Genomic DNA, 13602 nt, shown 5'->3' on the forward strand with positions numbered 1-13602 from the left:
AGCGTAAAAGCGACCGCGCTCATTACGTCACACCAGGACTTCTGAGGCTCCTGGATGGCTCAGGAAGCCACCTGGGCTGGCGCTCAGGCCATAAGCGCCGGACTGGAACACCACCACCAAGTCGCCCACCTCGGCGGCCGGCAGGTCCATGCGCTCGGCCAGCAGGTCGAGCGGCGTGCACAGGGGGCCGACCACGGACACCGCCTCGCGCTGCGTTGCCTCCATGCGGTTGCCGATCGCAACCGGATAATTCTTGCGGATCACCTGGCCGAAGTTGCCCGACGCCGCCAAGTGGTGGTGCAGGCCGCCGTCGGTCACCAGGAAGACCTGGCCGCGCGAGACCTTGCGGTCGATGACGCGCGCCACGTAGATGCCGGCTTCGCCCACCAGGTAGCGTCCCAGTTCGATCGAGAACGCGGCCTGCGGCAGGGCCGCCTGCATGCGCGGCAGCGCCGCGGATAATGCGTCGCCGATCGGCGCCAGCTCGAGGCGCGCCTCGCCCGGGAAGTAGGGAATGCCGAAGCCGCCGCCGATGTTCAGCATGCGCACTGGTGAGGGGCTGGCCTCGGCCAGGCGCAGCGCCAGCTCGAAGGTCTGGGCCTGGGCCTCGACGATGGCGGCTGCCTTCAGGCTCTGCGAGCCGCTAAAGATGTGGAAGCCCAGCACCTCCAGGCCCAGCGTGCCGGCCAGGGCCAGCAGGCGCGGCGCGTCTTCGGCGTCGATGCCGAACTGCTTGGCGCCGCCGCCCATGCGCATGCCCGAGCCCTTCAGCTCGAAATCGGGATTGATGCGCAGGACCAGGCGCGGCGCGATGCCGAGCCGCTCGCCCAGTTGGGCCAGCAGGCGGATCTCGCGCTCGGATTCGGCATGCACGCAGGCGCCGGCGGCCACCGCCTGGGCCAGCTCGGCTTCCGACTTGCCGGGACCGGCGAAGCTGATGCGCTCGGGCGCCATGCCGGTGTCGAGGGCGACCTTCAGTTCGCCGCCGGAGGCGACGTCGAGCCCGTCCACCAGGCCGGCCAGGTGCTGCACCAGCGCCGGCATTGGGTTGGCCTTGATCGAATAGTGCAGCTCGAGCTGGGCCGGCAGCGCGGCGCGCAGTTCGCGCACCCGCTGCGTGACCAGGCCGCGGTCGTAGGCATAGAAGGGCGTGCTGCCGACGCGTTGCGCCAGCCGGGTCAGGGGAATGCCGCCGACCTGCAGGCAGTTGTCGACGATCGGGAACAGGGTCTGGGCCGCATGCACGGGTTTGGCGGCGGGGCTGGGGCTGGTCATATTCAGGGGAGCTTTCATTCGAACAGGCTGGAATGGGCTTGCTGCAGCAACTTGCGGTCGAACTTGCCGTTCGGGTTGCGCGGCAGGGCCTCGCTGGAGAAGCCGATGTGGGCCGGGACCATCCAGGCCGGCAGCTGGCGCTGGCAGGCCTTGAGCAGTTCCGCGGGCGCCAGGCCGGCATCAAGCGGCACCGCCAGCAGCACTACGGCCTGCCCCAGCACCGGATGCGGCACGCCGAAGGCCACGGCTTCCTGCACCAGGCCGCTCGCATGCGCGACTTCCTCGACTTCGGCCGGGCTGACGCGGTAGCCGGAGACTTTGATCATATCGTCGCTGCGGCCGATAAAGTACAGGTAGCCTTCGTCGTCCATGCGCACGGTGTCGCCCGACCACACCGCCATCTCGGTCAATGGCAGGGCCGGGTCCTGGCCGGGGGCCGGGCGGAAACGCTCGGCGGTCTTCGCCGGGTCGTTCCAGTAGCCGAGCGAGACCAGGGCCCCGCGGTGCACCAGTTCGCCCGGTTCTCCCGGCGCGCACGGTGTGCCGTCGGGACGCACCACCATTACCTGGGCATTCGGAATCGCGCGGCCCATCGAATCGGGGCGGCGCTCGAGCTCGGACGGCGGCAGGTAGGTCGAGCGGAAGGCCTCGGTCAGGCCGTACATCAGGAACAGCCGGGCCGCGGGCAGGACGGCGCGCAGCGCCTTGACGGTGGCGACCGGCATCGCCCCGCCGGAATTGGTCAGGTAGCGCAGGCTACAGTCGCGCGGCCAGTCCAGCGCGGCCAGCTGGATCCACAGCGGCGGCACCGCGGCCAGGCCGGTGATGCGCTCGTCCGCCACGGCCTTGACGATGTCCTTGGCGAACAGGTGGTTCAGCAGGACCACGCTGGCGCCCGCCAGGAAGGCGGTCGTCAGCTGGCTCAGGCCGTAGTCGAAACTCAGCGGCAGCACCGACAGGATCCGGTCCTGCGCATTGTTTTCCAGGTAACTGGCGACGCTGCGTGCACCGGCTACCATGTTGCGGTGCGAGAGCACCACGCCCTTGGGCTTGCCGGTGCTGCCGGAGGTGTACAGGATGGCCGCCATGTCGGCGTCGATCGGGCGCCAGCGCGCCAGCTCGCCAGGTGCGGGAGGCTGCTGGGCCTCCTGCCAGGATTGCGCCGGCAGCGTCGAGGCGGGCAGCGCCTCGCCGGTGAGGTAGACGGTATGCAGGTCCGGCAGGCTGCCTGCTAGCTCCCCGAGCTGGGCCAGGCGTTCGGGCGAGGTCAGGAGCACCCGGACATTGCAGTCGGCCAGGATGTAGCCGACCTGGGCTGCCTTCAGCTGCGGGTTGACCGGCACGAATACGGCGCCGATGGCGGCGGCGCCGAACATCGCGGCCACGTTCTCGACGCGTTTTTCCAAGTAGATGGCGACCCGCTCGCCGCGCTGCACGCCTGCGGCCAGCAGCGCGCCGGCGGCGTGCTCGACCGCAGCCGCCAGCGCGGCATAGTCGAGGCGCTGCGCGCCGTACACCAGCGCCTCGGCGCCAGGCGTGCGGCGCGCGGAAGCGAAGAGGCCATCGTGGATCAGGTCGGACATAGTGGTAGCAATCTGGATAAGCGGACGCGTAGCTGGCGCAGGGCGCAATCTTATCAGTTTGCAGGTCCGCCTTGCTGCTCCCGGCGGCGAAGCCATGCGTGGTGACATTCGCGCCAGTCCGTTTATACTCGCTGGATGCTGCCGGCTTCTTCCCCCCTTCGCCCCCTGGTCCCGATTGCCCCGGTGCTGTCGGCCGCCTCGTTCCGGCGCGCAGCCGCCCAGCCGGTGCGCTCGGTGCTGGACGCCGGCGCGGTCCGCCTGGTGACGAGCGGGCGCGTGGCCATTGCGCTGGCCCTGCGCGAGCTCGGCGTCGGCCCGGGCGACAAGGTGCTGGTGCCGGCCTGGCACAGCCCGTCGATGGTCCCGCCGGTGCTGTGGCGCGGCGCGACGCCGGTGTTCTACCGGGTCGGACCGGACGGCGGGGCCGACCTGGCCGACATCGCGGCCAAGCTCGAGGGCGCGCGGGTCTTGATGGCGACGCACTACTTCGGCTTCCACCAGGACCTGGACGCGCTGCGCGCCCTGTGCGACGCCCATGGACTCAAGCTGCTGGAAGACTGCGCCCACGCCTTCATCGGCGAATACCGCGGCCGCCCGCTCGGCTCCTACGGCGACTACGCCATCGCCAGCAGCATGAAATTCTTCCCGGTCTATGAGGGTGGTGTGCTGGTCTCGGCGCGCGCCCCCTTGGATGGCGTGGCGCTGCAGTCGGCCGGTCCCGGCTTCGAAACCAAGGCGTTTCTCAATTCGCTGGAGCGCGGCTTCGCCTATGGCCGCCTGCCGGCCGTACGCGCCGCCCTGTGGCTGCCGCTCAAGCTCAAGGACCTGGCCTGGGGCCTGCTCAAGGCGCGCCGCCCGGCCGGCACGGCGGCGCCGGCGCTGGCCCCCGACTCCTCCGACAGCAGCTTCGATTTCGATCCGCACTGGATCGACAAGCGTTCCTCGCTGTTCGCGCGCAGCGTGCTGCGCCTGGCCTCCCCGGGGCGCATCGCCGCGCTGCGGCGCGCCCACTACCTGCGCCTGGACGAGGCCTTGCGCGGCTTGCCCGGCCTGCGCCCCCTGTTTGCCGCCCTGCCCGACGGCGTCTGCCCCTGGGTCTACCCGCTGGTGGCCGCGGAACCCGACGCCCTGGCGGCGCGCCTGGCCGCGGCCGGGGTGCCGGTGACCCGCTTCGGCCGGCCCCTGTGGCAGGGCGTGGATGCCGCCACCTGCTCCAACGCGGCGCAGCTGTCGTACAGCGTGCTGGCCCTGCCCTGCCACCAGGAGCTGCACGCGCAGGAATTGGACTGGCTGATCGCCACCGTGCGCAAGGTGGCGAGCGCATGAGCTGGCATACCATTCCCGCCGCCCGCTTGTCCGAGCATGCGCCGGCCTGGCGCGCACTGCACGCCGCCTGCGGCGCGCCGGTGCCCCTGTCGTATGAATTCGTGGCGCCGCTGGTCGAACAGATGGGCAGTGGCGCCGAACTGCTGGCCTGGTGCGAAAAGGACGGCCAGGTGGTGGCGATGGCGCTGGTGGCGCCCTCGGGACGCGCCTCCTGGAGCACCTTCCAGCCGCCCCAGGCCCCGCTCGGACTGTGGCTGCAGGCAAGCGGGGAACCGCTGGAAGCACTGCTGGCCGGCCTGCTGCGCGCCCTGCCCGGCTTCCCGCTGGTGTTCGCCCTGACCCAGATGGACCCGGCGCTGGCGCCGCGTCCGGACGACAGCGCCGCCCTCGGCACCCTCGACTACATCGACACCGCGCGGGTCACGTTGACCGGCGACTTCGACACCTACTGGCAGGGACGCGGCAAGAACCTGCGCGCCAACCTCAAGAAGCAGCGCGCCCGCCTCGCCCGCGATGGCATCGTACCGCGCCTGGAGGTGGGCCGCGACCCGCAGGACATGGCGCGCGCGGTCGAGGACTACGGCCGGCTCGAACAGGGCGGCTGGAAGGCCGGCCAGGGCACGGCGGTGCAGGCCGCGAATGCCCAGGGCCGCTACTACCGCGCCATGCTGGAGCGCCTGGCTGCGCGCAGCGCCGCCAGCGTCTGCCGTTATTACCTGGGCGAGCGCCTGGTCGCGATGGACTTGTGCGTCGAAGACGCCGGCAGCATCGTGGTGCTCAAGACCAGCTACGACGAATCGGCCGCGGACGGCCTCTCGCCGGCGCTCCTGATGCGCGAGGAAGCGACCCGGCGCCTGTTCGAGGAAGGACGCCTGGCGCGCATCGAGTTCTACGGACGCGTGATGGAATGGCATCTGCGCTGGACGGACGAGGTGCGCACTATGTACCATATCAATTATTATCGTTGGCCGGGCTTGCGCCGCCTGCGTGCGATGCTGGCTTCGCGCCCGTCGCAGGCACGCGCCGCCGATCCGGCCCGTTCGGGGGCGCCATGACCCCCGCGGAGCCTTTTATGTATCTCGAACAAGTCAAAACCATCCTGGGCGAGGTACTCAACCTCGGCCCTGCCGCCAATGCCCTGACGGCCGATTCGCCGCTGCTCGGCAGCCTGCCGGAACTCGATTCAATGGCCGTGGTCAGCCTGATCGGCGCGCTCGAAGAGCACTTCGGCATCGCCATCGACGACGACGACATCAGCGCCAGCACCTTCTCAACCCTGGGAAGCCTGGCCGCCTTCGTCGAGCAAAAAGCCGCCTGATGGCTGCCCACAGGCTGCCGCCGCCCGAACCCTTGTTCCTGGACGCGCCGGGCGGCGCGCGATTCTGCCTGTATCACGCGACGCCCGAGGCGCCGCGTGCGGCCCTGGTCTACCTGCATCCCTTCGCCGAAGAGCTGAACAAGTCGCGCCGCGCCGTGGCATGCACCGCGCGTGCTTTGGCAGCAAACGGCGTGGCGGTGCTGCAGATCGACGTGGGGGGATGCGGCGACAGCGGCGGCGAATTCGTCGACGCCAGCTGGGACGGCTGGCTGGACGACACGGCCGTTGCCTGCGCCTGGCTCGCCGACAAGAGCGGCCTGCCGGTCGGACTGTGGGGCTTGCGCCTGGGCGCCACCCTGGCGCTCGACTACGCGGCCTCGCGCGCGCCCGTTGCCCGCCTGCTGCTGTGGCAGCCCGTCGCCTCCGGCGCCACCTTCCTGACCCAGTTCCTGCGCCTGCGCCTGGCCAATGCCATCCTGCAGGAAGGCGCCAGCACGCGCGGCGGCACCGAGGCCCTGCGCGAGGATCTGCGTGCCGGCCAGACCCTCGACATCGCCGGCTACGAGCTGGCGCCGAAGCTGGCGCTGGCGCTGGACGGGCTGGACGTGTCGCGCATGGCGGTTACCGGCTGTAAGGTCGACTGGTTCGAGGTCGTGGCATCGAGCGAACGCCCGCTGGCGCCGGCCACCGCGCGCACCGCCTGGCACCTGCGCGCGCTCGGCGTCGACCTGCACACGCAGACGGTCGCCGCGCCCCAGTTCTGGAACACGCAAGAGATCGAGGAAGCCCCAGGCCTGCTGGCGGCGACGCTCGCGGTTTTCGCGCCGGCACAAGGAGAAGCGCAAGGAGAAACGCAATGAGTGCCGGCGAACGCGCCCTCGCCTTCCCCTGCGGCGGCGACACCCTGGTCGGCATCCTGCACCTGCCGCCGCAGCCGCGCGCGCGCGGCGTGGTGGTGGTGGTCGGCGGTCCCCAGTACCGCGCGGGCAGCCACCGCCAGTTTACGCTGCTGGCGCGCAGCCTGGCCGCAGCCGGCACCCCGGTGATGCGCTTCGACTACCGCGGCATGGGCGACAGCGAAGGTGCGGCGCGCAGCTTCGAGGACGTGGCCGAGGACCTGCGCGCGGCGATCGACCGCTTCATGCTGGAGGCGCCCGGTTTGCGCGAGGTGGTGCTGTGGGGCCTGTGCGACGGCGCCTCCGCCGCCGCCCTCTATGCGCCACAGGATGCGCGGGTAGCGGGCGTGGTGCTGCTCAATCCCTGGGTGCGCACCGAACAGGGCGCCGCGCGCGCCACGCTCAAGCATTACTACGGCGGGCGCCTGCGCGACCCGGCGCTGTGGCGCAAGGTGGCCGCGGGACGCTTCGACCTGTCAGGCTCGCTGCGCTCGATGCTCGGGGTGGTGCGCAGCGCGCTGACGCCCACGCCCCCAGAACCGGAAGAAGCATGCGGCGCGGCCCTGCCGGAGCGCCTGCACGCGAACCTGGCCGGGTTCACTGGCCGCATCCTGGTGCTGCTGGCCGGCGCCGACCTGACCGCGCAGGAATTCGCGGACACGGCGCGCGCGCCGCAATGGCGCGCGCTGCTGGATGGCCCGCGCGCCGAATGCCGTACCCTGCCCCAGGCCGACCATACCTTCTCGCGCCGCGAATGGCACGATCAGGTGGTGGCGTGGACAGTGGCGTGGCTGGGCAGCTGGTAAAGACTCAGCGCGCCTTGGCCAGGCAGGCCGAGAAATCCTCGAAGGCGCCATAGGCCGCCTGTGCCGGACGCTTGGCGCCGCACAGGTCGACGCCCTCGCCGCCAGCGACGCGGCGCGGCGCGGCGCCATCCCAGCGCAAATCCAGGCGCGACGCATCGGCGAACAGGCTGCGCTGCGGATGCCAGCCCAGGTAGAGCGCGGCGATCGCGCTCTCGCGGTTGTCGCCCAGGCGCAGCTGTCCGCCATTGCGGGTGACGGCCGCGCCGTCGATCAAATTGCCATCCAATTCCGCACTGCTTTCCGGGAAGCGCACCTGCACGCCTGCGGTATCGAGGACGGTGTTGTGCAGCAGGCGCGTGCCGGCGCTGCTGTTGACGTAGACACCCGCGTCCGAGCAGGACGCGATCAGGTTCGACTCCATGACACCGGCGTCGTGCTCGGTGATGCAGCGGCTGTCGCGGCAATAGGGCTTGCCGGTGCCGCCGCCGCCGAAGGACAGGCCGACCCGTTCGCCCGGGAAGCCGCGCAGGCGCTGTTCGCACACCACCACGTTGCGCTCGAAGCGGGTGCGCGCCGCCGCGCCCTTGGCAAACGCGCCGTAGCTGATGCGGTCGCCGTCGGCCTTGATAAAATCGGTGATCAGGTTGGCGCGGATGACCCAGTCGCTGGCGGCCACCAGGTCGACCGGCGTCACCGGATTGGAGGTGCGGCGCGGCGCGCTATTGGTGAGCGTGTTCTGTTCGATCAAGCCGGCGTCCGGGAAGCCGTCCTGGTTGCCGTTGATCTTGAAATGGGCGTTGAAGTCCGTGATCGTATTGTTGACGGCAGCGAAGCCGCGCGCCTTGCCGACCACGTGGAAGGCGTGCTCGCAGCTGGCCGCCGGCTGGCAGGCGCCGCGGATGTCCAGGTTCTCGAAGCGCCAGTACGGGGCGGCCACGACGATGCCCTCGACCGCGTCGAGTTCGAGCACGACGGTGCCGGGCTGCTGCGCGCGCACCACGATCGGGCTGCCGGCCAGGCCGGGGCGGCGCGCGTCCAGCGAACCGCGGATCCGGTAGCTGCCCGGCGCGAAGGTGATGGTGTCGCCGGGGCTTGCGGCGGCGAAGGCCTGGCGCGCCGACTCGGTCGATGTGACGAGGCGCGGCGCGCCGGCCGCGCTGCCCGCAGGCAGAGGCTGGGCGCCGATCACCAGGTTCGCCGGCACGTACAGGTCTTCGGCGCCGCGGTCGATGCTGCGCAGGCTCTCCGCCATCCAGTCCCCGGTGCCGGTGATGAGGGGATTGTGTCCGGCGGCGCGCTGCTGCAGGTAGGGCGCCAGCGCACGCGGCGTCACGCCCTCGCCCTGCAGCCAGAACAAAGCGGCGCCGGCGACGGCCAGCCCGAAGGCGGCCGGCACGGCGGCCAACCAAAGGATTCTACGGCTCATGCGCTGCTCTTGATGCCGTGCCTGCCCATCAGGTCATACAGCGTCGGCCGGCTCACGCCGAGGACCTCGGAAGCCTTGACGATGTTGCCGTCGACCCGCGCCAGCACTTTCACGATCGCCTTGTACTCGGCTTCGTCGCGCACCTGGCGCAGGTTGATCGGTTCTTCGGTGGCGCCCTCGCCCGGCAGACCGAGGTCGTCGGCGACGATGGTGTTCCCGTCGGCCATGATGACCGCGCGCTTGATGTAGTTCTCCATCTCGCGCACGTTGCCCGGCCAGGTGTAGCCCTCGATGGCGGCGATCGCGTCCGGCGCGAAATGCAGGGAAGCGCGCCCTTCGGCGGCGCAGAACTTGTTCTTGAAGTGGTGGGCAAGTAGCGCCGCGTCGCCTTCACGCGTGCGCAGCGGCGGAATGGTCACCACGATTTCCGACAGGCGGTAATACAAGTCTTCGCGGAAGCGGCCCTGGGCGCACAGTTCCTTGAGCTTCTGGTGGGTCGCGCAGACGATGCGCACGTCCACCGGGATTTCCTCGTGGCCGCCGACGCGCTCGATCACGCGCTCCTGCAAGAAGCGCAGCAGCTTGGCCTGCAGCGCCATCGGCAGGTCGCCCACCTCGTCGAGGAAGAAGGTGCCGCCGTGCGCCAGTTCGACCTTGCCCTTGGTCTGCTTGGCTGCGCCGGTGAAGGCGCCCTTCTCGTAGCCGAACAGTTCGGATTCGAGCAGGTTCTCGGGAATCGCCGCGCAGTTGATCGCCATGAAGCGCTCCTTGGCGCGCGGCGACAGCTGGTGCAGCGCGCGCGCCAGCACTTCCTTGCCGGTGCCCGATTCGCCCAGCAGCATCACCGAAGCCGAGGTCGGGGCCACCTTCTCGATGTTGCGGCAGACCTTGAGCATGCCCGGGTCGCGCGAGATCACGCCCGACAGCGGCGAATCGGCCTGCGACTGCTGCATGCGGCGGTTTTCCATCTGCAGGTTGTGCAGGAAGAAGGCGCGCTGGATCACCAGGTTCAGCACCTCCGGATCGCAAGGCTTGTGGTGGAAGTCGTAGGCGCCCATGCCGATCGCCTTGACGGCGTTGGCGTGGTCCTGGTTGCCGGTCAGGACGATGACGCGGGTGTCCGGCGCCAGCGCCAGGATCTGCTGCAGGGTCGCCAGCCCTTCGGTCGAGCCGTCCGGGTCGGGCGGCAGGCCGAGGTCCATGGTGCAGACGGCCGGCTCGTGGCGCCGGATCTGGGCCAGCGCCGCTTCGCGGTCGCCGGCCACCACGACGTCGTAGTTGTCGAGGCTCCAGCGCAGCTGTTTCTGCACCCCGGGGTCGTCCTCGATGATCAAGAGTTTCGGTTTGGTCTGGCTCACGTTGTTCCTCGTTCAGGCGGCGCGGCGGGCGCGCTGTGCGCCCTGCTCCGCCGGCGTTTCCTGTTGATGGTGCGGCAGCAGGACCCGGAAGGTGGTGCCCGCGCCGGGCGTGCTGCTCACCTCCAGGCTGCCGCCCAGTTCGTTGATGTATTCACGGCTTTCGAACACGCCGATGCCCATGCCGGCCGACTTGGTCGAGTCGAAGGGCTTGAACAGGCGCTCGCGGATGAACTCTTCGCTCATGCCTTCGCCGGTATCGAGGATCTCGATCACGGCGTTCTCGCCCTGGCGCAGCAGGCGGATCGCGACGCGGCCGGTGCGCGGCGTGGCCTCGATCGCGTTCTGGATCAGGTGCCCGACCACGCGCTCGAGGCGCTCGCGGTCGGCCAGCACGCGCAGCTGCGGATCCTCGACCGCCAGCTCGGGGCGCGGCTCGAACGCGGCCTTGAGCGCCACCGCCTGCGCCACCACCTGGTCCAGCGCCAGCGCCAGCGGCTGCTCGGCGTTGTCGAGGCGGCTGAGCTTCTGCAGCATGATCTTCATCTTCTGCACCGAGTAGTCGACGGTTTCGAGCATGTCGGCCTGGAATTCGGGATTGTCCTTGTGCTTGGCCGCGTTGGCGTTCATCAGGGACAGCTGCAGCACCAGGTTCTTCAGGTCGTGCACCACGAAGGTGGACATGCGGTTGAAGGATTCGAACTGGCGCGCCACCATCAGCGCATTGGCGGCGTCCTGCTGCGCCAGCTGGCTGGCGGCCTGGCTGCCCGCGATCTCGAGCACGTCGATGACTTCCCAGTTCAGCTTGACCGGGCTGCGCGGGTTTTGCAGCAGCACGAAGCCGAACAGGCGCTCGTGCAGGATCAGCGGCACCACCAGCCAGGCGCGCGGATACTCGGCCAGCCAGGCGGGCAGGACGAGGGCATCGTACTTGCCAGGGCTGTGCGCGTATTCGTGCAGGTCGACCACCCACTGGCTGCTCTCGAGGAACTGGCAGAAGGCCGAGTCGGCCGGCTCGGAGGCCGCCAGCTGCGGCGCCTGCCAGGTCGCCACCGGCTCGAAGCGGCCCGATTCGCCGCGCTGCCACAGCGCCCCGCCCGGGCTCTCGACCAGGGTGGCGACCGCCTCGATGGCGCGCTCGCCCAGGTCCGGTCCCGGCTTGGACAGGGTGCGGGTAAAGCGCATCCACTCTTCGCGGTAGTCGTAGTTGTAGCGGTAGAAGTGCTTGCTGATGAAGACCTTCAGGCGCGCCCGGAAGCTGCCCGAGAACAGCACCCCGGCCAGCAGGATGACGGCGGCGAACAGGAAGGTCACCTGCATCACCGTGCCCCAGCTGCCGCCGAAGTAGCGCAGGTAGTAGCCGGCCGAGCCCATCGCCAGCAGGTAGAGCGCGGAGCCGAACAGGGTGGCCGAGTGGAACATCGCGCGGCGCGACACCGCCAGTGGCGAGGACCACAGCTTGCTGCGTCCCAGCGAGACCGCGATCAGCGGCACCGTCAGCGCGTTGACCAGGCCGCGCGCGGCCCAGATGTCGCTATCGACGCTGCGGAACAGCAGCGCGTGGCTGTACAGGTAGAAGTCGTAGGCGAACATGGCGCCGATGCCGAGGCAGGCGAACTTCACGGCCCAGCGCTCGTGCAGGGTGCGGTTGCGGTAGACCAGCTCCACCAGCAGCATGCCCGACACCGCCATCGCCACCCGCACCGCGATCGGCAGGGCACCGGTATCGGCGCTGTCCGCCAGGCTCCACCAGCCGCCGGCGGCCGCCGCCAGGCAGGCGAGGTAGCCAAGGCCGCCCAGCACCAGCACCGGCTGCAGGCGCATTGGCATGCGGCTGGCAGGATCGGTGAAGTGGCCGCGCAGGACCAGCAGGAACACCGACCAGGCGGCGTTGCGCAGCAGTTCGGCGCAATCGGCCACCGGCGCGCCGGTGATGCCTTCGGCCGCTTCCCACGCCAGGCTCGCGCCCCACAGCACGCTGGCCAGGCAGGCCAGGCCGAGCGCGACGTCGTGGCGGCGGCGCTGGCGCACCGCCAGCGGGGCGCCCAGCACGAGGAAACAGGCGGCCACCAGCGCGTAGCTGTAGGCCGCGATGCTGGTCAGGGAAACTTCCATGGAGTCGACGGTGGCGGCGCGGCGGGTAGGGGGAGCCTGGACGGATTGGCCGAACGGGGCCAGGCCCCGTTCGGAATCAGCGTCCGCTGCGGAACAGCACGACCTTGAGCGTGTTGATCAGGATGAGCACGTCCAGGAACAGGCTGTTGTTCTTCACGTAGTACAGATCGTACTGCAGTTTCTGCAGCGCGTCCTCGGCCGAGGAACCGTAGCCGTAGCGCACCTGGGCCCAGCCGGTGATGCCCGGCTTGACGCTGTGGCGCACGTTGTAATACGGGACCACCTCGATCAGCTGCTCGACGAAATACGGACGCTCCGGACGTGGACCGACGAAGGACATCTCGCCCTTGAACACGTTGAGGATCTGGGGCAGCTCGTCGATACGGGTCTTGCGCATGAAGTTACCGAAGCGGGTGACGCGCGGGTCGTTCTGCGCCGCCCATTGCGGCTTGCCGGCCTTTTCGGCGTCGGTGCGCATGCTGCGGAACTTGTGCACGCGGAAGGTCTTGCCATCCTTGCCCACCCGTTCCTGCGAGTAGAACACGGGACCGCCGTCTTCCAGCTTGACGGCGATGGCCGCCAGCAGCATCAGCGGGAAGGCCAGCACCAGGATGATCATGCTGCACACCAGGTCGAAGCTGCGCTTCATGAAGGTACGCACGAAACTCTGGTCGAAGCCGCCGCCGAACACCAGCCACGAGGGCTGCAGCGAATCGACGCGGATCTGGCAGGTCTCGCGCTCGAAGAAAGTGGCGGCGTCGGTGACGCGGATGCCCTGCAGTTTGCAGTCGAGCAGTTCCTTGATCGGGAAGCCGCCGCGGCGGTTCTGGACCGACACCACGATTTCCGACACGTTGTGCTGGCGCACCAGCGAAACCAGGGAATCGCCGTCGCGCACCTTCAGCACGCTGGCCGGCGGCACGCACAGTTCTTCGCTCGGGGTCGGGATGAAGCCGGCGATCTCGTAGCGGTGGTAGTTCGAATTGCGGGCGGCCAGGTCGCTGCATTCCTTGGCCAGCGGACCGCCGCCGAGGAACATGATGCGCGACTGCAGGAAGCGCGCTTCCGAGGACTTGAAGAAGGCCATGCGCGCCAGGAAGATGCCGGTACCGGCCAGCATGAAGACCAGGGCCATGGTGCCGCGGCCGAAGGACAGTTCCGGCGCCATGTAGAACACCAGCGCCAGGATTGCGAAGCCCATCAGGAAGGACGGCATCAGCTTCATGAAGAAGGGATGGCGCAGGCCTTCGTCGAAGTCGAGCTGGTACATGCCCATCGCGCTCATGCTGAAAATGATCGCCACTGTGAAGGCCACCGCCGAGGTGAAGAAGTGGTCGAGGTGGGCCGCCGTCGCGACGTCGCCGAACTCGAGCATGCGTACCGCCGCACCGATGTAGGCTGCGCCCAGCAGCACCAGCACCTCCACGAACAGCAGGAGAAAGACGATCTTCGACACGTAGTGGTTAGAGATCCTGAACACGGTAGCCTCCGGGTTTCTTGTT

At 69.4% G+C, this 13602-nt stretch carries 11 protein-coding genes; 5 read left to right on the plus strand and 6 right to left on the minus strand.

From position 1 onward, the window contains the following. Positions 1–27: 27 nt before the first annotated feature. Positions 28–1293: a pyridoxal-dependent decarboxylase, exosortase A system-associated gene (locus GV068_RS14565; RefSeq protein WP_229464214.1), complete on the minus strand. Its 1266-nt coding sequence runs from the start codon at positions 1291–1293 to the stop codon at positions 28–30. Next, positions 1290–2858, minus strand: coding sequence for an acyl-CoA ligase (AMP-forming), exosortase A system-associated (locus tag GV068_RS14570; protein WP_159699031.1), 1569 nt, complete (start codon positions 2856–2858; stop codon positions 1290–1292). Before GV068_RS14570 ends, GV068_RS14565 begins: the two co-directional genes overlap by 4 nt. 135 nt (positions 2859–2993) lie before the next feature. On the opposite strand from GV068_RS14570, the gene GV068_RS14575 reads away from it, so the two are divergent. From GV068_RS14575 to GV068_RS14595, 5 genes are read left to right on the plus strand one after another with little or no spacing between them, the layout of a single operon-like run. Continuing rightward, on the plus strand, positions 2994–4184 hold the full coding sequence (locus GV068_RS14575) for a DegT/DnrJ/EryC1/StrS family aminotransferase (RefSeq protein ID WP_159699034.1): 1191 nt from the start codon (positions 2994–2996) through the stop codon (positions 4182–4184). Continuing rightward, positions 4181–5239, plus strand: coding sequence for a GNAT family N-acetyltransferase (locus GV068_RS14580; protein WP_159699037.1), 1059 nt, complete (start codon positions 4181–4183; stop codon positions 5237–5239). The genes GV068_RS14575 and GV068_RS14580 overlap by 4 nt, the downstream gene beginning before the upstream one ends. Before the next feature lie 17 nt (positions 5240–5256). Further along, the gene (locus GV068_RS14585; protein ID WP_159699040.1) at positions 5257–5502 is read left to right on the plus strand and encodes an acyl carrier protein; all 246 of its coding nucleotides are present in this window, start codon (positions 5257–5259) and stop codon (positions 5500–5502) included. Beyond that, positions 5502–6362 carry a hydrolase 2, exosortase A system-associated gene (locus tag GV068_RS14590; protein ID WP_159699043.1) on the plus strand — a complete coding sequence of 287 codons (861 nt, stop codon included), beginning with the start codon at positions 5502–5504 and terminating at the stop codon, positions 6360–6362. The genes GV068_RS14585 and GV068_RS14590 overlap by 1 nt, the downstream gene beginning before the upstream one ends. After that, complete coding sequence (locus tag GV068_RS14595) at positions 6359–7204, plus strand: hydrolase 1, exosortase A system-associated (protein WP_159699046.1); 846 nt, start codon at positions 6359–6361, stop codon at positions 7202–7204. Before GV068_RS14590 ends, GV068_RS14595 begins: the two co-directional genes overlap by 4 nt. Positions 7205–7208: 4 nt before the next feature. Here the strand turns inward: GV068_RS14595 and GV068_RS14600 are convergent, their stop codons facing one another. The 4 genes from GV068_RS14600 to GV068_RS14615 all read right to left on the minus strand — a co-directional run bounded on the left by GV068_RS14600 (position 7209) and on the right by GV068_RS14615 (position 13580). Beyond that, positions 7209–8630: a right-handed parallel beta-helix repeat-containing protein gene (locus GV068_RS14600; RefSeq protein ID WP_159699049.1), complete on the minus strand. Its 1422-nt coding sequence runs from the start codon at positions 8628–8630 to the stop codon at positions 7209–7211. Continuing rightward, the gene (gene prsR / locus GV068_RS14605) at positions 8627–9988 is read right to left on the minus strand and encodes a PEP-CTERM-box response regulator transcription factor (RefSeq protein WP_159699052.1); all 1362 of its coding nucleotides are present in this window, start codon (positions 9986–9988) and stop codon (positions 8627–8629) included. Before prsR ends, GV068_RS14600 begins: the two co-directional genes overlap by 4 nt. A 12-nt stretch (positions 9989–10000) precedes the next feature. Continuing rightward, a complete protein-coding gene (gene prsK / locus GV068_RS14610) occupies positions 10001–12100 on the minus strand; it encodes an XrtA/PEP-CTERM system histidine kinase PrsK (protein WP_159699055.1) in 2100 nt (699 codons plus the stop codon). Positions 12101–12176: 76 nt separating this feature from the next. Then, the gene (locus tag GV068_RS14615) at positions 12177–13580 is read right to left on the minus strand and encodes a TIGR03013 family XrtA/PEP-CTERM system glycosyltransferase (protein WP_201303293.1); all 1404 of its coding nucleotides are present in this window, start codon (positions 13578–13580) and stop codon (positions 12177–12179) included. Positions 13581–13602: the final 22 nt, after the last annotated feature.

It is taken from the genome of Massilia sp. 9I (assembly GCF_902506415.1).
Lineage (GTDB): Bacteria > Pseudomonadota > Gammaproteobacteria > Burkholderiales > Burkholderiaceae_D > Telluria.

Bases quoted from the DNA above. Each gene is read 5' to 3' on its own strand.
- GV068_RS14565 (WP_229464214.1), bottom strand. From the start codon at position 1,293: ATGAAAGCTCCCCTGAATATGACCAGCCCCAGCCCCGCCGCCAAACCC.
- GV068_RS14575 (WP_159699034.1), top strand. From the start codon at position 2,994: ATGCTGCCGGCTTCTTCCCCCCTTCGCCCCCTGGTCCCGATTGCCCCG.
- prsK (WP_159699055.1), bottom strand. From the start codon at position 12,100: ATGGAAGTTTCCCTGACCAGCATCGCGGCCTACAGCTACGCGCTGGTG.
- GV068_RS14595 (WP_159699046.1), top strand. From the start codon at position 6,359: ATGAGTGCCGGCGAACGCGCCCTCGCCTTCCCCTGCGGCGGCGACACC.
- GV068_RS14570 (WP_159699031.1), bottom strand. From the start codon at position 2,858: ATGTCCGACCTGATCCACGATGGCCTCTTCGCTTCCGCGCGCCGCACG.
- GV068_RS14600 (WP_159699049.1), bottom strand. From the start codon at position 8,630: ATGAGCCGTAGAATCCTTTGGTTGGCCGCCGTGCCGGCCGCCTTCGGG.
- GV068_RS14585 (WP_159699040.1), top strand. From the start codon at position 5,257: ATGTATCTCGAACAAGTCAAAACCATCCTGGGCGAGGTACTCAACCTC.
- GV068_RS14590 (WP_159699043.1), top strand. From the start codon at position 5,502: ATGGCTGCCCACAGGCTGCCGCCGCCCGAACCCTTGTTCCTGGACGCG.
- GV068_RS14580 (WP_159699037.1), top strand. From the start codon at position 4,181: ATGAGCTGGCATACCATTCCCGCCGCCCGCTTGTCCGAGCATGCGCCG.